We start from the raw sequence: 20,237 nt of genomic DNA, 5'->3' as shown, positions 1-20,237 counted from the left end.
AAACCATCGCATCACTACAGCCTTAATTTGTGAAATATTTTTGTTTTTATTAACTATAACCAGAAAGTCTTCTTTAATGAAATATACTACATTAGAAGCTTTTAATCTTAAATTATGTCTTCATACACCTCCTTATTATTTGTTATTTTACTAAGTGTCTTTTCTTGCCAAACCCAAACGCCAAAAATAAATGGTGTGAGTTTTGTCTCGTCTAGAGATACGGTAAAAGGCAATCACATTACACCTTTGGTAGATATCCATGCCAATTACGCTGCCGTAATGCCTTTTGGTTTTATTAGAGATCTTAATCATCCTACAGTGCAATATAATACCGACAGACAATGGTTTGGAGAAACCCGATCTGGTGCCAAACACTATATTGAAGCTTTGCAAGGGCAACATATAAAGATTATGCTTAAACCACAAATTTGGATTGGGCACGGGGTATTTACCGGTCATATTCATATGCAAAATGAAGAAGACTGGACGCTTTTAGAAACATCGTATTCTAAATTTATATTAGAATATGCACAATTAGCCGAAGACGCCCAAGTAGATATGTTTTGTATAGGAACCGAATTAGAACAATTTATAAAACACAGACCCGACTACTGGATCTCTTTAATAGAAAATATTAAAAAAGTATATTCAGGAAAACTAACCTATGCTGCGAATTGGGACGAGTTTAAAAATACGCCTTTTTGGGATCATCTAGACTATATAGGCATTAATGCATATTTCCCTTTAAGCACCAATAAAACGCCAAGTTTAGAGGATGCTTTAGCCGGATGGAAACCGCATAAAGCCGTAATTTCAGAATTTTCAAAAACACATAAAAAACCCATATTATTTACAGAATTTGGGTATCGAAGCGTGGATTATAGTGGAAAATCGCCATGGGACAGTGATAGAAAAATGACTCAGGTAAACCTAGAAGCTCAAGTAAATTGCACCAAGGCATTATTTGAAACTGTTTGGGACGAAGATTGGTTTGCTGGTGGTTTTGTCTGGAAATGGTTTATAAATCATGACAAATCTGGAGGAAAACACGATTCTAGATTTACGCCGCAAAATAAACCTGTAGAACAGGTTATAAAAACCTACTACAATCAGTTTTCACGCTAAAGTAAATGTTACTTTAACCATGACAATATAAGTATTAAAACAACATACACGTTCTAGCTTTTTAAAAGATTTTATAATCACTAAAATTGAATTAATAGAAATTAAGCTAAAAAAAAACATCATCCAAGTCATAGTTGGTTTTATAACTTGGATGATGTTAGTAGTTATTAAGCAATGGTCTTAACCTTTTATAGGCGATTTTTTTTCTGAGCTTTAACCGTATTTATGGAAATATTAAGATGTTGCGCAATTTCGGCATTTGAAAGGTCTTTTATACTTAACCTAATAATTTGAGCGCACTTATTGGGCAGTGTATTTATAGCGGCTTCGATTTTAGATGAAGCTTCCTCGATTACCACTTCTTTTAAATAAAAGGAGTCTTTACTTAAATTATCTATATCGACAACAGACATATGTTCTGTTGTTTTAAAGCGTTTGCTTTTTAAAAAATCTAATGATTAATTTTTAACCGAAGTATACAAATAAGATTTTACTGCAATCTCGTTTTTAAATTCAATTTTATCTACCCAAACCTTTATAAACACATCTTACACTATATCTTTTGCAACATCCAAATTATCGACATAATTTTCGGCAAAAAGACATAGCGAAGTATATAATGCATCAAAAACATCTTTATACGATTTTAGGGACAAAGTATGAAACTCTTTTGTCTTATGCACTGCTATTTTTAATTAAATTAGAGAGTCAGATCTAAATAAAAAGTAAGCAATTTAAATATTTTAACTCATTTTTTATGCTTGAGACTATAAACGGGATTTTAAAAATCATGTATAAACAAAACGGACTAGGTTATGAGTAGTTGCGTGGGTTAGCGGTTAACGTGGCAAGTACAAACGAAGCTGAAAATCCGAGAGGATTTTCAGAAGTAGGCGAGAACAAGCAATTACTTATAGCCATTGTGCCTGTTGCACAAGTTAAGAAAAAAGTAGTAATGCAATTGCTTAAAAAATGAACGTTTCTTATCTTTATGTATGCAGGGAAAAAAGACATATCAAGAGAAACTATTCAATCAATTTAGACTTAGCGAACGTGTGCCAGAAGACAATTTCTACCGGCGGCTTCATACAGCTATAGATCTTAATTTTCTTTATAAAACCACTCAAAAGTTCTATGGATCAAGCGGACAAAAAAGCATCGATCCCATTGTATTTTTTAAACTTTGTTTAGTGGGATATTTAGAAAATATAACTAGCCATCGCAAGCTTATTGCACATTGTAGCATGCGTTTGGATATACTGTATTTTTTAGGTTATGATATAGACGAAGAATTACCGTGGCACTCTACCATTAGCCGTACACGACAATTATTTCCGGAAGACGTTTTTGAATCTGTTTTTATAAAGGTTTTTGAACTATGTGTATCCGCAGGTATGGTCGCTGGACACACGCAAACAATAGATTCTGCTCCTGTAAAAGCCAATGCTTCCATGGATACTTTAGAACTTAAAGTTCCTGAAGAAGATTTAGAGAATCACCTGCGCCATATTCGTAACATTAGCAATCGAGATAAGCACACCCCTTTAAGGCAATCTAAAGAAAATAAAGCAGATAAAAATCAGCAAACTTTATCTGCATCTCACAAGGAATTACAAGCTATAAAAAGCCGTAATACCAAATGGGCAAAAGATCAAGATGCTCGCCCAGGAGCCGGCGCTAAAGGCAGTCGCTACACGAGTAATAAAACACATTATAGCCCCACCGATCCCGATGCGCGTATTAGTGTAAAACCCGGCAAAGCAAGAAAACTTAATTACCTCAGTCAGCTTACTGTAGATACTGCAAACCATGTTATAAGCGATATAAAAGCGTACCATGCAGACGGTAAAGACAGTCAGCACTTACCAGATATTGTTAAGCGTGTAAAACAACGGCTTTGGAAATCACAACTTGTTTGGGAAAATTGTGTAGCCGACACAGGCTATAGTAGTGGTGAGAATTATGCTTTTCTAGAAGCTATAGGTTTAAAAAGTTTTATACCCGCTCATGGCACTTATAAAGGTGGTCCAGATGGATTTACTTATGATAAAGACAAGGATCGTTACACCTGTCCAAAGGGTAAAACCATACCATTTAAGAAGGTGTTTATTGAAAAAAAGAATAACACCAAAAAGAAGGAATATCGCGGGTCAAAACAGCTGTGTATAGACTGCCCGATTCGCATAACATGTCTTGGGAAATCAGCCCAAGAAAAGAAATTTACAGTTACCTATTATCGTGAGGAATACCAACGTAATATAGCTCGAGTAAACAGTAATCAAGGGCATTACATGAAAGGAAAACGGCAAAGCACCGTAGAACCCGTATTTGGAACCCTGACACAGTTTATGGGGTTAAATAAGGTTAATACTATTGGTGTAAAACAAGCCAATAAATGCATGCAACTCTCAGCTATTGCTTACAATCTCAAAAAATACATGAAATTTATTGAAAAACGTACTAAAAGTGATGCAGGAACATTTGCACTTTATTTTAATCTAAAAAAGACCTTTTATAAAGCTATTAATACACTTTTAAGACCTTGTAAATCACCTAAAATATTAACTGTATAAAAACAGAAACCGTCTCTAAAGACGGTTTTTAATTAAAGGTGTACTATTTATTTTGGGCTTGTGCAACGATTACCATTGTTGTGTGCAGTTTTTTATTTCAGTCGTTTTTTGATATCCATTCTCTGGTGCAAAATTCTAACTATTTCCACAAAATCATTTTCCACTTTTCTATAAAAAATCAAATGGCATTTTTTTTTAGTCACTCGATAATTCTTTCGAGTTTGTTCCGCTGACTTTCCAGTCATAAAGTTGTCAGCTATAAATTCAATTTCCGTAATTATCAAGTCGTAATATCTGTCAGCTTGTTCTTTAGACCATTTATTGAGCGTATAAATCCAAATTTTATCTAAATCCTCAATCGCTTGTTGACTTATGCGATATTTGTTTTTGCTCATAAGTGTTTACGATGTAATGCTTTCAGATGTTGTTTTGGGTCAAAATTTTCAACAAAACCACTATTTTCCCCAACCTCGAGAGCTTTAATCAGTTCCCTTTCCTTTTTTTCTTCACGTTCTAACAAACGTAAAGCAGAACGAATTACTTCGCTAACCGAACCATATCTTCCAGAATTTACTTCTTCTCTTATAAAATCCTCAAAATGATTTCCGAGTGATATTGATGTGTTTTTTCCCATTTTGACTATATTTTTACTCAAATATACCAAATCTTGGTAACGTGGCCAAATTGCACACAACAGTCGATTAATTTACTAATTCAATAACACGTTTGCAGGCCATGGTCTTGGAATTATGTACACAATTAAGACTTATAAAAACTAATTATGTATACTTACCGTAGTTTCTGAAATGCCGATTGAAAAACAAATCTAAAATTGTAATTCTATATTATAATTGAAGCTACTTTGTAAATAAAACGGAGTTCCTGTAGGCATTGATCATAGTTGAATGAATTTGATTTGGCGAATACATTTTATTCTTAAATACACCTGTTACTTCTCCATATATTCCTGCCACTTAATTAAAACATATTTCTCGACGGTATGCTCTACCTTTCTTAAAAATCCGTATTCGTATACAAACAAATAAACATCGCCTTTAGTATTTTTCCAGTAGTGTGTAAAGTAATTTGGATTAAAACCTTCTTCTATTAGTAGATCTTTTCTAATAATGGCTTTTCCTGATTTATTATAATTTTTTAATAGCCGTCGATTTTGTTTTAGTTGATTATCTACCTGATTAAAAAAACGTGGTTCGTTCTCTAAAGCACTTCTATAATGATAGGCACCTTTACAATGTAGATCGCAAAACAATTTGTCTGACCGCCCTCTCAAATTTTCACCACAATATTTACAAGTTTTTACAAACACCCCACAATTACCTGAAGATTAAACGAATACTATTCGATTAATTTACGATAAAATTATAAATATTCTTTATTTTTAATAAAAAACTGATGATAACAATTACCCTTAAACCGCTTTGGCATCAGCAAAATAAACTTATAGCAATATCATTTGAAGATACGAATGAGGTTGAACTTTATGTTAAATCGTTTCCCAACGTGAGATATAGTAACACCTATAAGACTTATTTTATTCCCTATTACAATAATGCCATATCAGATCTATTTAAATATTTCAGAAAACAAAGTTGGTATGTAGATTACAATCAGTTTAAATCGCTTCCAGAAACCTCACTACAGGCTGAAGACAAAGCCTCTTATTGGACATTAGAATTACCAACACTACATATCGAGAAGGTTACAGCACTGAATAAATTTAAACGGTGGTTAGAACAAAAACGGTTTAGCCCTAATACAGTAAACACCTATGTAGAGGTAACAACTCTATTTTTACGCTATATGCAACTTAAACAGATTGAAGTATTCTCTTCACGCACCATCGAACAGTTTAATTACGATTATATTTTTAAGGCTAGAAAGTCTGTATCCTTTCAAAATCAATGTATCAGTGGTATTAAACATTATTTTACTTTTAAAGGAATTGATATTGAGGCTTTAGATATTAAACGTCCAGATAAAGATAAGAAACTCCCAAATGTATTAAGCAAAATGGAAGTTAAAACCTTATTAGATTGCACCAAAAACCTAAAACACAAAACCTTATTAAGTTTGTTGTATTCAGCGGGTTTACGCATTGGAGAGGCTCTTGCTTTGCAGTTAAATGCTATTGATTATGATCGAGGATTAATACATATTAAGGCTGCCAAAGGAAAAAAAGATAGATACACCTTATTATCAATTAGTATTATACCTATCCTGCATACATACCTTGATCATTACAGCCCAAAACATTACCTGTTTGAAGGCAGAAACCAAGAACCATATACGCAAGTAAGTGCTAGACAAGTTTTAAAAAAGTCATTACATAAGGCCGAAATTAAAAAATATGCCACGCTACATACCTTGCGCCATAGTTTTGCAACTCATCTACTAGAAAGTGGAACTGATATTAGGTATATTCAAGAACTTTTAGGACACAACAGCCCTAAAACAACCATGATTTATACGCACGTTACATCAACTAATTTAAAGGATATTAAAAATCCTTTCGACACATTGTAAGAAAGTTATTATATTGCTCTAGTAATTAACAAACAACACAAGAATAATAAGTTATGAATACCAAATTAAAAAACCATCGTTATCCAACCCATTTTGGTAGGTTATAGCGTATTCAATTATTCATATAAACAAGTTGGCAAACAGTTGAGGAAACGCAACCAGAACGAGAAAATGGGAATTAAAGAATATTTAGATAATAATTTGAACAAATATTATATCGGAATTCTGAATAAGAACGGATTTGAATTGACTGAATCTGATATTAGCGGAATGGGTGGAATTTATCGCTTTAAAAATAGTTGGCTGAATTTTGACATTGCAAATGACAGAGGAATAATTGAAACTCGGATTTCCTCACTCAAATCTGAAAATTTTTATGACTTTGACTTAATAAACGCATATTTAAATCGGAGAAATAAAACAGAATTAGAAAAACCAAAGTTTGGAAAATCTGATTTATCAAAACGGCTGAATTTAGAGCAAGAAAGTGAATTGTTTGAAAATAGTATGACTGAATTAAAAACGATGTTTAACGAATTGAATTATAAACAAACTGAATCTGAATTAAATAAAATCGGAAATGAACGAGCGAAACTATTGTTCGGATAAAAAAACCGATTTGCCAACAACGTGTATAATTAATTGCTTTGGCAAGTGCTTATTTGGAAAATTCCTTCGGAATTTTCTCGCGTTCGTTTTTGTTTACTAAATTAGTTGCTGAAACACGCAACTAACCATACACAAAACCGTTGGCAAACATTAGATGAACGAAACCGAATACAAAGGAGTTTTAAACAAAGAAGTTAATAAACTTGCTGGAATCAATTCAAGATTTCATCGAATTGCAAGTATGTTATTGGACCACATAATTATGACAATTGTTATAGTTCCACCAATGATTATTCTAATGATTTTAAAAGCAAATAGAATATTAGAATTTGGAAACGGTACTTTCTCTGTGATTTTCTTTTTTATGATGTTTATCTATCTCAACAAAGATTTTTTTAATGCCAAAAGTCCTGCAAAACGGATTTTGGGATATCAAGTAATTAATCGGAAAACTGAAAAACCAGCATCTGAATTAAAATGCTTTGTGCGGAATTTGACAATTGCTGTTGCTTGGCCATTAGAAGTTATCGTCGGGTTAATAAATCCAGAAAGGAGAATTGGCGATTTTTTAGCTAATACCAAGGTTGTCGTTTCTGAAAAAGAAAAATTAAAAACTATTTGGACTGACCTTAAAAGCAAAACTCTTAAATTAAATCTAATCGGAATTATAATTATTGGAGTAATTTACTTTTATGGATTGAGTTTATTAATGCCGAATATGAATTAAAAACGATTTGCCAACACCGTGTATAATTAATTGCTTTGGTCGTTGCTTATTTGGAAAATTCCTTCGGAATTTTCTCGCGTTCGTTTTTGTTTACTAAATTAGTTGCTGAAACACGCAACTAACCATACACAAACATGTTAGCCACAAGTTGAAAAACAGAAGTCTAAAATGAATTACGAAATACCAAACTCATATAATTGGTTTGCAAAACTGAATTTGACTCAATTCATTCCGTGGAATTTCGAAACGGAAATTAATCCGAATTCGTCAATTAATGAACGATTTAAAATTGAGTGCGAACAAAATCGTGAAGTTCTGACTTTTGGACGCAGACAAGATATGGACACGTTTGTCGGATTTGAAATTGTGAACGGAAAAGTAACGGAAAATATAATTGTCTTTCATCCTTCATTCGGGACAAATGTGAAAGGTTGGAATATTATCGAATCTGAACACTCGGATTTTTTTGACTTTATGCAAAAAAGAGTTTTGCCAGAAATGAAAGAATGGATTCCTGAAGATGACGTGAACGACTATATTGAATAAAAAACCAGTGGCTAACAATGGTAATCGTTGCACAAGCCCAAAATAAATAGTACACCTTTAATTAAAAACCGTCTTTAGAGACGGTTTCTATTTTTATACAGTTAATATTTTAGGTGATTTACAAGGTCTTAAAAGCGTATTAATAGCTTTATAAAAGGTGTTTTTTAGATTAAAATAAAGTGCAAGTGCTCCTGCATCACTTTTAGTACGTTTTTCAATAAATTTCATGTATTTTTTGAGATTGTAAGCAATAGCTGAGAGTTGCATGCATTTATTGGCTTGTTTTACACCAATAGTATTAACCTTATTTAACCCCATAAACTGTGTCAGGGTTCCAAATACGGGTTCTACGGTGCTTTGCCGTTTTCCTTTCATGTAACGCCCTTGATTACTGTTTACTCGAGCTATATTACGTTGGTATTCCTCACGATAATAGGTAACTGTAAATTTCTTTTCTTGGGCTGATTTCCCAAGACATGTTATGCGAATCGGGCAGTCTATACACAGCTGTTTTGACCCGCGATATTCCTTCTTTTTGGTGTGATTCTTTTTTTCAATAAATACCTTCTTAAACGGTATGGTTTTACCCTTTGAACAGGTGTAATGATCCTTGTCTTTATCATAAGTAAATCCATCTGGACCACCTTTATAAGTGCCATGAGCGGGTATAAAACTTTTTAAACCTATAGCTTCTAGAAAAGCATAATTCTCACCACTACTATAGCCTGTGTCGGCTACACAATTTTCCCAAACAAGTTGTGATTTCCAAAGCCGTTGTTTTACACGCTTAACAATATCTGGTAAATGCTGACTGTCTTTACCGTCTGCATGGTACGCTTTTATATCGCTTATAACATGGTTTGCAGTATCTACAGTAAGCTGACTGAGGTAATTAAGTTTTCTTGCTTTGCCGGGTTTTACACTAATACGCGCATCGGGATCGGTGGGGCTATAATGTGTTGTATTACTCGTGTAGCGACTGCCTTTAGCGCCGGCTCCTGGGCGAGCATCTTGATCTTTTGCCCATTTGGTATTACGGCTTTTTATAGCTTGTAATTCCTTGTGAGATGCAGATAAAGTTTGCTGATTTTTATCTGCTTTGTTTTCTTTAGATTGCCTTAAAGGGGTGTGCTTATCTCGATTGCTAATGTTACGAATATGGCGCAGGTGATTCTCTAAATCTTCTTCAGGAACTTTAAGTTCTAAAGTATCCATGGAAGCATTGGCTTTTACAGGAGCAGAATCTATTGTTTGCGTGTGTCCAGCGACCATACCTGCGGATACACATAGTTCAAAAACCTTTATAAAAACAGATTCAAAAACGTCTTCCGCAAATAATTGTCGTGTACGGCTAATGGTAGAGTGCCACGGTAATTCTTCGTCTATATCATAACCTAAAAAATACAGTATATCCAAACGCATGCTACAATGTGCAATAAGCTTGCGATGACTAGTTATATTTTCTAAATATCCCACTAAACAAAGTTTAAAAAACACAATGGGATCGATGCTTTTTTGTCCGCTTGATCCATAGAACTTTTGAGTGGTTTTATAAAGAAAATTAAGATCTATAGCTGTATGAAGCCGCCGGTAGAAATTGTCTTCTGGCACACGTTCGCTAAGCCTAAACTGATTGAATAGTTTCTCTTGATATGTCTTTTTTCCCTGCATACATAAAGATAAGAAATCTGACTTTTTTATACAATCGCATTAAAGCTTTTTTCTTAACTTGTGCAACAGGCACAATGTGTATAATTAATTGCTCAGTCTGTGCATACTCGGAAAATCCTACGGATTTTCCTCTGGTTCGTTTTCTTTTGCTAACTTAGTTCCTGTCAACGCAACTAACCATACACAAATACGTTGTAAACAATTTAATGAAAAAGAACTTAGAATATAAGGTATTAAAAAGACTATCTGCGAATGACAACGGTGAATATGTTGACATAACAAATCTTTTTAAAAACCAAACAGAATCACACCGTGTATTAAAACAAATGAGAGAATCGGGTCATATAGATTATTTCACCAGAAATGGAGAAAAACAAATGGCTTTAATAAAATATAAAGGATTGCTTTATATGGAAAGCCTTAGACCTAACTTGTCTCTTTACCAAAAGATATACCTGTCTCTTTTCATTATTTTTGGTGTTTTAGGTCTATTAAGTGGTTTTGTTCTTTCTCCTTCAAATTCTGAATTTCAGACTTTAAAGAATGATTTTCTTGACTTAAAAAATCAACTTTCACCATTAAATGAAACGAATAAATCATACAACACAACCATAAAAAAGTCGCAAAATGACACATTACAGACCAAAAATTATCACGATTAATCATATTAAATACAAATAAAACCCAAGTGTATTAAACAGTAATTATGAAAATAACCAAAAAAGATTTAAAACGAATTGAATCAAAATTAAACGAAAACAACACAACTGTTAATGGCATGGAAAAAATACCAACCATGAGTATATTCGAGTATGTTGAATCCAAAGAACAACTTATAAAATTCTTAAACGAGTCTAATTACGATTTGTTTTACAATATTAAAATTGGCAATGTATCAATGTACAAAACAAAGGACGAATTAGAGAAGATACATAGATTATCTATGTCTTTCTTGAAAGCTCTTCCTTAAGTGCATCGTTCATCGCTTCTACAAGGCAAATTTTTGTCGGTTGACCTGAATTTTCTAGCTTTTTTGCACGCTTTAATACACGCTGACAAAGCCCTTGAATCTCTTTAATGTCATTTAACTGCTGACTTATATAGAATAAGTAATTTTTTTCCTTAACAGGAAGTTCATCTATTAAATCTGGCATAGTAAAAAAACTGTTTACAACAATGGCTATAATTAATTGCTACACTATGCAGCACATTAATTACTGTTTCTTTACATCAGCTATTACTAATCGAATATTAAATCTTATCAATACGCAACTAATCATAGCCTAAGCCGTTGTGCCTAATTAAAAAAAACTGCCGGAAATGAATAAAATTACAGCTTTTGCAGATGAATATGGAAATAATTCTTTCCAATTTTCAACTCAAGGAAGTCACTTTATTGTTGCTACTGTAATTTGTAATTCAGACAAAGTCACGGAACTTGAAAATTCAGTAGACGAAATACGAAAAAAACACAATTTCCAAACTGGAGAAATTAAATCAAGTGGTATTTCAAAAAACCATAAAAGGAGAATAAGAGTATTATCTGACGTAATTAATTTAGATTTATCAGTTTACGCAGTAATCGTAGATAAAAGAAAATTAAAAGGGAAAGGATTTAGTTATAAAAAATCATTTTATAAATATTTAAATAATCTTTTATACAAGGAATTATTCCGAACTTTTCCTCAATTGGAATTGTACGTGGATGAACACGGAGGAAACGATTATATGTTGGAGTTTAAAGCTTATGTAAATAAACATCATCAAAAAACTTTGTTTTCGGGTTCTCAATTTGGAATTGAAAATAGTAAACAGAGTAATTTAATACAGATAGCAGATTTAATCGCAGGAACACTTGGATATATTTATGACGAAACCAAAATTTCAGAATATAGTGAAGAATTCAAAACATTAATAAAACCAATAGTAAGTGATTTAAACTTCTTCCCAAAAGATTATAATTTTTCAGATTTTGTAGAATCTAATACTGACAATACATTTAATCCTTTAATTGCAGAAGTAAGTCATTTGAGAATTAATGATTTTATAGAAAAAGAAAGTGGAAATGACCAACAGAAAATTGATCAAATAAACTTCTTAAAACTACTACTTTTATATCAAAGGGTTTATTATAAATCAAGATACATTTCAACAAAAGAGATATTTAATCACTTAAATCAAAGTAGAGAAAAACCTTTAAAAGAAGAGTATTTTAGGTCTAAAGTTGTTGGAAATTTAAGAGATAAAGGAATTTTAATCTCATCTAGTCCAAAAGGTTACAAAATACCAACTTCCGAAAAGGATTTATATTCATTTATAAAACACGGAAACCGAATTATTTTACCAATGGCTAACCGAATTAAGCAAATGAGAAACGCAATAAAATTAGCATCTGGAAATGAATTAGATTTATTAGATAATCCAGATTTTAAAGAACTGAAAGAAATGCTAAATAACTAGGCACAACACCGTATATAATTTATTGCTAGTTATAGCCTACTTACGAAAATCCTCGCGGATTTTCTATTCGGTTTTTATTTGCTAAATTTAGTGCTTAAACCACGCAACAAACCATATACAAACACGTTGTACACCATTTGCGAAACAAACTAAATTGAACCAAGAAATTAAAATATCACGCTCTGATTTAATCGCTAAATGCGACCAATATCTAAATGGAGAAATCCAAGAAAAGGATTTTGAGGATTATGCGTGGAATTTAATCACAGAAGAACATTTTGATTGGGACGATGATGTAATCTCTGATATAATTTATCAATGGGATAGTCCAGAAATCAATTTTCCAATAACAAAAACTAACATTTGCCTTTGGAAACACCAATTGGCAACGGACGAGAATTTATTAGCGGATTATAATTTGTGGAATGTACACATCGACCGACAAAAGAAGATTTGTGAAAAATACGAGTCTAAATGGAATCCGATAAATAAAAAACTGAAAGTTGGAATCGGTTCGGACTTAAATGCTGACCCAATTCATGGATTAAGACATCCAGAAGGAAAAGGAACAACTGGTTGGTACATATGGACAGGAGAATATTCGGAATCTGAAGATTTTTTCCAACCAATGTGTGCGGAACATTTGCTTCAAATTCGACCTGAATTAATTAAATATTTCGGACTTGACGTTGGATATCGTTTCTTAATTGACAAAAAGGAATATGAAGATGTTTGGTTTGACGAAAAACTAATAATAACTGAATAAAAAAACGGTGTACAACAACGTGTATAATTAATTGCTTTGGTCGTTGCCTATTTGGAAAATTCCTTCGGAATTTTCCCGCGTTCGTTTTTGTTTACTAAATTAGTTGCTGAAACACGCAACTAACCATACACAAAACCGTTGTGTGTAATTTGAGAACATGAATAGAAAAAGAAAAATTATATTAATAATCTCCACAATAATCTTTGGATTTATAATATTCCGATTATTTTTTATGAGCTATTATTATGATTTTTCGGAATACTTGACTCTTAAGGACAAAATTGTTTGGACAGAAAACAATAAACTTAAATATTCCGACTTTAATTTTACTACTGACCCTGAATTAAAAGACCTCGATGCTAGAATTGGACTTCACTCTAGATTTAATGTAAACGACCCGATTTTATTTAGGTCTCATACAGTTTTTGACCCAGTCAAAGCAACAATATCAGACACTACTGACCAAAGAGATTTAAGGGTTGCACAAATTAAATTTGATTTGCTTGAAACCTATAGACGTAGAATGGAAAAAGAAGTTGATAGTTTCATAAAATTGAGCGTAAAAAAACTAAACCCATCCGATTTTGACAAAATGCACAGACGTTATTATTCTGATTTTAAAAAGGAATGGTTAAGTTATAATGACTCTATTTATAACATAAAAACATTAGAGCGTTTAGAAAAGAAAGTAAAAACTGAATTAAAATAAAAACTACACACAACATAGTATATATAAAATTGCTATTTTGTGCTTAACCAATGTTAGTTGCTTTGTTTGCTAGCTTCTGATTTTCCTTCGGAAAATCCTCGCACACAAACACGCAACTTTCCATATACGTAACCGTTGGCAAACATTTAGAAAAACTGCATCTTAAGAAAATGAAGAACTTTTTGATAATCATTACAATCCTATTTTTTAGTAATCTGAATTACGGACAAATTGCAGTTATAAAAGATAATGATGGATTCACCAACGTGAGAAAACTGCCGAATTCTGATTCTGAAATCATATACAAACTAAAAGATTCCGAAATTTTCGGCTATCAAGAAACTAAATCTGATTGGATAACTGTTTATATCTCTAAAAACAAATACCAATTAGAATGCGACGAAGACTATTCTTTTACTGGATATATTCATAAAAGTCGTTTATGTCCGATTGAGAATTTGGATGTTTATAAAGGAACTGAATTTTCGTTCAATTACGAGTTAAAAAAATTCAGTCTTGAAAACAAAATCTGTGACTACGATGGAAAATGGCTGACTAAAATAAATGGTCGTCGGATTTACGGAACTGATGGCAATATTCCGAAAACTGAAGTTAGTGGAATTAACGCTACTCTAAATGGAAAAACTATTGACATTCCGAATATGCTTTATGAAGATATTTTTGAATGTGACAATAAGTTTACAATTAATAAAAACAAAGACGATTATATCGTTCATCAATGGAATAGTGATGGAGCTGGTGCATATTTAATTGTTTGGGTTTTTGGAAACGAAAAGCTAAAACAACGTTTGATATTAATACCTTAAAGAAAAAACGATTTGCCAACAACGTGTATAATTAATTGCTTTGGCAAGTGCTTATTTGGAAAATTCCTTCGGAATTTTCTCTGGCAAGTTTTTGTTTACTAAATTAGTTGCTAAACCACGCAACTAACCATACACAAAACCGTTAGCGGCCATTGCTCACTCTGCTCAAAACAAACAATTAAATCAACTCAAAAGTGGTTTAAAACCTTAAAATCAATCAGTTTTTTACGATTAAAATTTAAAACAAATATCGGATCCAAACGATGCGCAACTGTTGCGTATGACTGACCTCACTCCTACCCAATATTTCCCAGCGGATCACCAAGCATTTCGAAACTCTTACGGCGGAATGACTTTTGTTATGGGATAGTATTGCGCAATAAATATCTTTAAATATAAAACGCCCGCTAACAATATGTATAAAAAATGCTTAATTTAGAGCATAATCTAAAGGTCAGTGCTTTGTTTACTTACTGCTGATTTTCCTACGGAAAATCCTCACGCGCAAACACGCACTTTCCATACATGAGACGTTGTAAAACATTATGAAGAAACCTCTGAAAATAACATTAATCCTTCTCGGAATTTTATTCGTGATATATCATTTATTGAGTTGGACTGGAATTTTCACAGTTTATAATAATCCGACTACATCGAATTTACCAACTTTGGAATTGAATTCTAAAATGGTCGCTTCGAACCTAACTGAACCGAAAAATGGAGACTTTGTTTGTTACAAAAATCAAAACGGAATGTTAGGAAATCATATCAGAGTCCATAGACTTTGTGGAATGGAAAATGACATTGTGGAAATCAAAAACGGAACATTATTCATTAACGGAAAAAATGTTGATAAAGGAACTGATTTTATGCATTTCTATACTTTGACAGAAAGTGAATATCATAAAATCAAACCTGAAACAAATCCTGACGTGACTTTTATTTCAAGAGTTGGAGAAAAAAAGGACTCGATAATGATTTTACTTTCCGATAATTATGCTCAAAAAAACAACTTTGAATTTAGGCGCAGAACAGTAAATAAAATGGACTACAACTCGATAGTTCAAGAGATTTATAATCAAAATTGGAATTTAGATAATTTCGGACCTCTAAAAATTCCAACTAATAAAGTTTTTGTTTTAGGAGACAATAGAGATATATCAGAAGATTCGAGATTTGTTGGACTGATAGACAAGTCGGACATTGTTGGAACTGTAATAATAAAATAACGTTTTACAACACCGTGTATAATTCATTGCTAGTACTCGCCTACTTACGAAAATCCTAGCGGATTTTCTATTCGGTTTGTATTTGCTAAATTAGTTGCTAAAACTCGCAACGAAATCATACACAAACACGTTGCCCACAATATGAAAAAACCGTTAATAATGGGAATTTTAGCACTATTTGGAATTAGTTGCTCTCAAAAAAATTCATCGGATGAAAATTCGATGCTTCTTTGGGAAGACGATTATTTAATGGTTGAAATAATGTCTTCTAAAAATTTGGAATATGCTCTAAATGAAACTGGAAGAATATCGGAGTTTGCGGAAAAACATTCTGACGGAAATGGATTTTCAGAAATTACAGCGATTAAAGAAAAACCAATTGAAACTAAACAACTCGAAATTAACGAAAATGATTTTGTGGAATTATTAAACTCTGTCGGAATTAAAAAATACCCAAAACTGACTTATGCTGGAATTGGAGAACCTCAGATTATAGAAAATTCTAAAACCAAAGCGTTTGGAAGTCACTCAAGTGCAATATTCTATGATGGAGAAAATAACAAAATAGAACATATTTGGTTTTCAACTTACGATTGGAAAAACATACAAAAAACGAAAATCGCTGATGGATTAAATGCTATCGGAGAAAAATATGATATGATAATGGTAGATTTTGCAAGTGAAGAAGTAATTGACTTAAAAAAGAAATCGGAAATCGAAAAATATTTGAAAACGGAATAAAATACTGTGGGCAACACCGTATATAATTTATTGCTAGTTCTAGCCTACTTACGAAAATCCTCGCGGATTTTCTATTCGGTTTTTATTTGCTAAATTAGTTGCTTAAACCACGCAACAAACCATATACAAACACGTTGCCCACAATATGAAAAAAACATTGAGAATTACAATCACACTTGGATTTCTATTAGTCGGAATTTCTGTTTTCGGACAAGAATTTATATTTGACATTCACAATACTTCACTCGATGATTACATTAAACTTGAAGAAAGATTGGGTAGTGAAAGAAAAGAAAACATTTCAAATAATATATCTTTTACTGGAGATGCACAACCAGTTGTTTTCATTCGGAAAGAAAAGATAATACCTAATTTAAGAGCTAACTATTTTTTTAAAAAAACTGATTCTACAATGTCATACATCAGATACGATTGGGATGAAAGTTTTTACAAGAATACAGGCAATCTCGAAAGTCAAAAACCTTTAAGTTTTCAGAGAGCATTAAGGAAAAAATCACTTCAAATCGAAAAGGAAATTACCAAGATATATGGCAAACCAGAAACAGAGGGTAGCTTATCTGATTTGTCAAAAGTTGAAATGCGAAAAGGCGTAAGTAAAACAAACATTTGGAAACCAAATGATAGTTTGGAAATAGAAATGTTTACGACTATTTCAAACTTTTACGAAAAACGAGGAATGGTTACAACTGCACCTACTCATAGGATTAGATTATACATTACAAATACGAAAAAGGAAAAGAAAATTGAACCTAAATTGAGTGAGCAAAGACTTGATAATTTAAAATTAATTTCATCTAATTTTATTGAAAGTTTAGGCAATAAGAACTTAACCAAATCCAAAACGTTTTTATCAACTTTAATTATCGAAAATGTCACGGATAAACAATTAAATACTCTAATCGAGAATTGGGATTTTAAAAAGGACACAGAATTAATTTATAGCGGAATTCAAGTCGGACTTGATGGAAAGGTTTTCACAATACTAGATTTTAAGTACAAAGAAGATATTTCAGAACCAGCAAAGGAATTATTGAAAATTATATTTGATGATAAAGACAAAATTGCCCGAATCCAACCAATTGTATTAAACAGAAATTTGGGCAAATAATACTGTGGGCAACAATGGTAATCGTTGCACAAGCCCAAAATAAATAGTACACCTTTAATTAAAAACCGTCTTTAGAGACGGTTTCTATTTTTATACAGTTAATATTTTAGGTGATTTACAAGGTCTTAAAAGCGTATTAATAGCTTTATAAAAGGTGTTTTTTAGATTAAAATAAAGTGCAAGTGCTCCTGCATCACTTTTAGTACGTTTTTCAATAAATTTCATGTATTTTTTGAGATTGTAAGCAATAGCTGAGAGTTGCATGCATTTATTGGCTTGTTTTACACCAATAGTATTAACCTTATTTAACCCCATAAACTGTGTCAGGGTTCCAAATACGGGTTCTACGGTGCTTTGCCGTTTTCCTTTCATGTAACGCCCTTGATTACTGTTTACTCGAGCTATATTACGTTGGTATTCCTCACGATAATAGGTAACTGTAAATTTCTTTTCTTGGGCTGATTTCCCAAGACATGTTATGCGAATCGGGCAGTCTATACACAGCTGTTTTGACCCGCGATATTCCTTCTTTTTGGTGTGATTCTTTTTTTCAATAAATACCTTCTTAAACGGTATGGTTTTACCCTTTGAACAGGTGTAATGATCCTTGTCTTTATCATAAGTAAATCCATCTGGACCACCTTTATAAGTGCCATGAGCGGGTATAAAACTTTTTAAACCTATAGCTTCTAGAAAAGCATAATTCTCACCACTACTATAGCCTGTGTCGGCTACACAATTTTCCCAAACAAGTTGTGATTTCCAAAGCCGTTGTTTTACACGCTTAACAATATCTGGTAAATGCTGACTGTCTTTACCGTCTGCATGGTACGCTTTTATATCGCTTATAACATGGTTTGCAGTATCTACAGTAAGCTGACTGAGGTAATTAAGTTTTCTTGCTTTGCCGGGTTTTACACTAATACGCGCATCGGGATCGGTGGGGCTATAATGTGTTTTATTACTCGTGTAGCGACTGCCTTTAGCGCCGGCTCCTGGGCGAGCATCTTGATCTTTTGCCCATTTGGTATTACGGCTTTTTATAGCTTGTAATTCCTTGTGAGATGCAGATAAAGTTTGCTGATTTTTATCTGCTTTATTTTCTTTAGATTGCCTTAAAGGGGTGTGCTTATCTCGATTGCTAATGTTACGAATATGGCGCAGGTGATTCTCTAAATCTTCTTCAGGAACTTTAAGTTCTAAAGTATCCATGGAAGCATTGGCTTTTACAGGAGCAGAATCTATTGTTTGCGTGTGTCCAGCGACCATACCTGCGGATACACATAGTTCAAAAACCTTTATAAAAACAGATTCAAAAACGTCTTCCGGAAATAATTGTCGTGTACGGCTAATGGTAGAGTGCCACGGTAATTCTTCGTCTATATCATAACCTAAAAAATACAGTATATCCAAACGCATGCTACAATGTGCAATAAGCTTGCGATGGCTAGTTATATTTTCTAAATATCCCACTAAACAAAGTTTAAAAAATACAATGGGATCGATGCTTTTTTGTCCGCTTGATCCATAGAACTTTTGAGTGGTTTTATAAAGAAAATTAAGATCTATAGCTGTATGAAGCCGCCGGTAGAAATTGTCTTCTGGCACACGTTCGCTAAGTCTAAATTGATTGAATAGTTTCTCTTGATATGTCTTTTTTCCCTGCATACATAAAGATAAGAAACGTTCATTTTTTAAGCAATTGCATTACTACTTTTTTCTTAACTTGTGCAACAGGCACAATGTATATAAAAAATAGCGCGAGTTGTGGCTAACACTAAGGTTAGAGCATTTTTTTTTAGAAGTCGCCAAATTTTTAAATTTGACAATTTCCCAAAAATAAAATAAATAATAAAATTTAAAAATTCGGCTTGTGTTTAATCCGAAAAGTAACAGCTTATTTTCAGCGCTACTTTTCATATACGAGACCGTTGTAACACATTTGACCAAATCAAGAAAATGCAGGAATTCAAACATTGGAAAGAGTTTATTAACCGAGTTTTAATCGGAAGCGGAAAATTCGAAAATCCAAAAACTGAATTTAAAGGAGATGCGGAAATTGAAACGTTCAAATCAACCGAACAAAGTTCTCTGACTGAAATAAAAGTTGGATATTTAAAAGACAATTTATTAATCTATTTGCAAATTTTCAATCCGACAGTTCCAGGATATAATAAATATGTGGAAGGAGAATACTTTTATCAACACGATTTTAGTGAAGACGATAAAAGTTACGGAAGTCCAGCATTGGAATTTAATGAACAGAATCGGAATGGAATTCTCTCTATTCTCGAAAGTGGATTAAAAGGAAAAGAAGTTCAATTTGTGAAAAACAACATAATTCTGAAATCCAAACTTTATAATACGGAATCTCATCCTGACTTCAGTTATTCTTATAACTTCACAAAGAGAGGTTTTTGGAACAAAATATTCGGACAGAAAATTGACAAAATGGACGGAATTGAAAAGAGAGAAATAGAGTTGAGTACAATATTTAGCGGAATAAAAAACGTGTTACAACAACGTATATAATTTATTGCTAGTTCTAGCCTCCTTACGAAAATCCTCGCGGATTTTCTAT

General features: G+C 32.6%; 25 protein-coding genes. 17 read left to right on the top strand and 8 right to left on the bottom strand.

Going from position 1 to position 20,237, the window contains the following annotated elements:
• Positions 1-114: 114 nt before the first annotated feature.
• Positions 115-1,125 (top strand): glycoside hydrolase family 113, encoded by a 1,011-nt coding sequence (locus ACKC83_RS12445; protein ID WP_434035739.1) that lies wholly within the window; start codon positions 115-117, stop codon positions 1,123-1,125.
• 188 nt (positions 1,126-1,313) lie between these two features.
• On the opposite strand, the gene ACKC83_RS12440 is transcribed toward ACKC83_RS12445, so the two are convergent.
• Together ACKC83_RS12440 and ACKC83_RS12435 are read right to left on the bottom strand one after the other, a co-directional pair.
• Positions 1,314-1,538, bottom strand: a complete 225-nt coding sequence (locus ACKC83_RS12440; RefSeq protein WP_434035738.1) for an RNA polymerase sigma factor — start codon at positions 1,536-1,538, stop codon at positions 1,314-1,316.
• A gap of 135 nt (positions 1,539-1,673) precedes the next feature.
• On the bottom strand, positions 1,674-1,808 hold the full coding sequence (locus ACKC83_RS12435; RefSeq protein ID WP_434035737.1) for a hypothetical protein: 135 nt from the start codon (positions 1,806-1,808) through the stop codon (positions 1,674-1,676).
• A 161-nt stretch (positions 1,809-1,969) separates the two neighbouring features.
• Here ACKC83_RS12435 and ACKC83_RS12430 point away from each other — a divergent pair, with 161 nt between their 5' ends.
• Positions 1,970-2,101: a hypothetical protein gene (locus ACKC83_RS12430; RefSeq protein ID WP_434035736.1), complete on the top strand. Its 132-nt coding sequence runs from the start codon at positions 1,970-1,972 to the stop codon at positions 2,099-2,101.
• Positions 2,102-2,120: 19 nt separating this feature from the next.
• Positions 2,121-3,698, top strand: a complete 1,578-nt coding sequence (locus tag ACKC83_RS12425; protein WP_434035735.1) for an IS1182 family transposase — start codon at positions 2,121-2,123, stop codon at positions 3,696-3,698.
• 92 nt (positions 3,699-3,790) lie between these two features.
• Here ACKC83_RS12425 and ACKC83_RS12420 read toward each other — a convergent pair whose 3' ends face one another.
• From ACKC83_RS12420 to ACKC83_RS12410, 3 genes are all read right to left on the bottom strand, one after another.
• Entirely contained in the window at positions 3,791-4,093 is a 303-nt protein-coding gene (locus ACKC83_RS12420) for a type II toxin-antitoxin system RelE/ParE family toxin (RefSeq protein ID WP_434035734.1), read from the bottom strand.
• Positions 4,090-4,332 carry a type II toxin-antitoxin system ParD family antitoxin gene (locus tag ACKC83_RS12415; RefSeq protein WP_434035733.1) on the bottom strand — a complete coding sequence of 81 codons (243 nt, stop codon included), beginning with the start codon at positions 4,330-4,332 and terminating at the stop codon, positions 4,090-4,092. The genes ACKC83_RS12420 and ACKC83_RS12415 overlap by 4 nt, the downstream gene beginning before the upstream one ends.
• A 315-nt stretch (positions 4,333-4,647) precedes the next feature.
• Positions 4,648-4,989 carry a hypothetical protein gene (locus ACKC83_RS12410; RefSeq protein ID WP_434035732.1) on the bottom strand — a complete coding sequence of 114 codons (342 nt, stop codon included), beginning with the start codon at positions 4,987-4,989 and terminating at the stop codon, positions 4,648-4,650.
• Positions 4,990-5,111: 122 nt separating this feature from the next.
• Here ACKC83_RS12410 and ACKC83_RS12405 point away from each other — a divergent pair, with 122 nt between their 5' ends.
• The 4 genes from ACKC83_RS12405 (at position 5,112) to ACKC83_RS12390 (ending at position 8,124) form a co-directional block, all read left to right on the top strand.
• Complete coding sequence (locus ACKC83_RS12405) at positions 5,112-6,242, top strand: tyrosine-type recombinase/integrase (protein ID WP_434035731.1); 1,131 nt, start codon at positions 5,112-5,114, stop codon at positions 6,240-6,242.
• 171 nt (positions 6,243-6,413) lie between these two features.
• Positions 6,414-6,851 carry a hypothetical protein gene (locus ACKC83_RS12400; RefSeq protein WP_434035730.1) on the top strand — a complete coding sequence of 146 codons (438 nt, stop codon included), beginning with the start codon at positions 6,414-6,416 and terminating at the stop codon, positions 6,849-6,851.
• Between the two features lie 154 nt (positions 6,852-7,005).
• Positions 7,006-7,578, top strand: a complete 573-nt coding sequence (locus ACKC83_RS12395; protein WP_434035729.1) for an RDD family protein — start codon at positions 7,006-7,008, stop codon at positions 7,576-7,578.
• 168 nt (positions 7,579-7,746) lie between these two features.
• Positions 7,747-8,124 carry a hypothetical protein gene (locus ACKC83_RS12390; RefSeq protein WP_434035728.1) on the top strand — a complete coding sequence of 126 codons (378 nt, stop codon included), beginning with the start codon at positions 7,747-7,749 and terminating at the stop codon, positions 8,122-8,124.
• 93 nt (positions 8,125-8,217) lie between these two features.
• On the opposite strand, the gene ACKC83_RS12385 is transcribed toward ACKC83_RS12390, so the two are convergent.
• Positions 8,218-9,795, bottom strand: coding sequence for an IS1182 family transposase (locus ACKC83_RS12385; protein ID WP_434035727.1), 1,578 nt, complete (start codon positions 9,793-9,795; stop codon positions 8,218-8,220).
• Between the two features lie 206 nt (positions 9,796-10,001).
• On the opposite strand from ACKC83_RS12385, the gene ACKC83_RS12380 reads away from it, so the two are divergent.
• Complete coding sequence (locus tag ACKC83_RS12380; protein WP_434035726.1) at positions 10,002-10,457, top strand: hypothetical protein; 456 nt, start codon at positions 10,002-10,004, stop codon at positions 10,455-10,457.
• Between the two features lie 44 nt (positions 10,458-10,501).
• Entirely contained in the window at positions 10,502-10,765 is a 264-nt protein-coding gene (locus tag ACKC83_RS12375; protein WP_434035725.1) for a hypothetical protein, read from the top strand.
• Here the strand turns inward: ACKC83_RS12375 and ACKC83_RS12370 are convergent.
• Positions 10,737-10,949 (bottom strand): hypothetical protein, encoded by a 213-nt coding sequence (locus tag ACKC83_RS12370; RefSeq protein WP_434035724.1) that lies wholly within the window; start codon positions 10,947-10,949, stop codon positions 10,737-10,739. The two genes, ACKC83_RS12375 and ACKC83_RS12370, sit on opposite strands and share 29 nt — an antisense overlap.
• Before the next feature lie 166 nt (positions 10,950-11,115).
• Here ACKC83_RS12370 and ACKC83_RS12365 point away from each other — a divergent pair, with 166 nt between their 5' ends.
• The 7 genes from ACKC83_RS12365 (at position 11,116) to ACKC83_RS12335 (ending at position 17,656) form a co-directional block, all read left to right on the top strand.
• Positions 11,116-12,255 (top strand): DUF3800 domain-containing protein, encoded by a 1,140-nt coding sequence (locus ACKC83_RS12365; protein ID WP_370012460.1) that lies wholly within the window; start codon positions 11,116-11,118, stop codon positions 12,253-12,255.
• 154 nt (positions 12,256-12,409) lie between these two features.
• The gene (locus ACKC83_RS12360) at positions 12,410-13,021 is read left to right on the top strand and encodes an immunity protein Imm33 domain-containing protein (protein WP_434035723.1); all 612 of its coding nucleotides are present in this window, start codon (positions 12,410-12,412) and stop codon (positions 13,019-13,021) included.
• A 157-nt stretch (positions 13,022-13,178) separates the two neighbouring features.
• Positions 13,179-13,730, top strand: coding sequence for a hypothetical protein (locus ACKC83_RS12355; protein WP_414037557.1), 552 nt, complete (start codon positions 13,179-13,181; stop codon positions 13,728-13,730).
• Positions 13,731-13,900: 170 nt separating this feature from the next.
• Positions 13,901-14,557 carry a hypothetical protein gene (locus ACKC83_RS12350; protein ID WP_434035722.1) on the top strand — a complete coding sequence of 219 codons (657 nt, stop codon included), beginning with the start codon at positions 13,901-13,903 and terminating at the stop codon, positions 14,555-14,557.
• A 545-nt stretch (positions 14,558-15,102) separates the two neighbouring features.
• Positions 15,103-15,786 carry a signal peptidase I gene (gene lepB, locus ACKC83_RS12345; protein WP_434035721.1) on the top strand — a complete coding sequence of 228 codons (684 nt, stop codon included), beginning with the start codon at positions 15,103-15,105 and terminating at the stop codon, positions 15,784-15,786.
• A 141-nt stretch (positions 15,787-15,927) separates the two neighbouring features.
• Complete coding sequence (locus tag ACKC83_RS12340; protein ID WP_344715237.1) at positions 15,928-16,527, top strand: hypothetical protein; 600 nt, start codon at positions 15,928-15,930, stop codon at positions 16,525-16,527.
• A 145-nt stretch (positions 16,528-16,672) separates the two neighbouring features.
• The gene (locus tag ACKC83_RS12335; RefSeq protein WP_434035720.1) at positions 16,673-17,656 is read left to right on the top strand and encodes a hypothetical protein; all 984 of its coding nucleotides are present in this window, start codon (positions 16,673-16,675) and stop codon (positions 17,654-17,656) included.
• A 90-nt stretch (positions 17,657-17,746) separates the two neighbouring features.
• On the opposite strand, the gene ACKC83_RS12330 is transcribed toward ACKC83_RS12335, so the two are convergent.
• Positions 17,747-19,324 (bottom strand): IS1182 family transposase, encoded by a 1,578-nt coding sequence (locus ACKC83_RS12330; protein ID WP_434035705.1) that lies wholly within the window; start codon positions 19,322-19,324, stop codon positions 17,747-17,749.
• Between the two features lie 291 nt (positions 19,325-19,615).
• On the opposite strand from ACKC83_RS12330, the gene ACKC83_RS12325 reads away from it, so the two are divergent.
• The gene (locus ACKC83_RS12325; RefSeq protein ID WP_434035719.1) at positions 19,616-20,188 is read left to right on the top strand and encodes a hypothetical protein; all 573 of its coding nucleotides are present in this window, start codon (positions 19,616-19,618) and stop codon (positions 20,186-20,188) included.
• Positions 20,189-20,237 lie beyond the last annotated feature (49 nt).

This window comes from Formosa bonchosmolovskayae (genome assembly GCF_051016085.1).
GTDB lineage: Bacteria > Bacteroidota > Bacteroidia > Flavobacteriales > Flavobacteriaceae > Formosa.
Note: the sequence above shows the minus strand (reverse complement) of the source record. Positions and strands in the feature narration are given on the sequence as shown.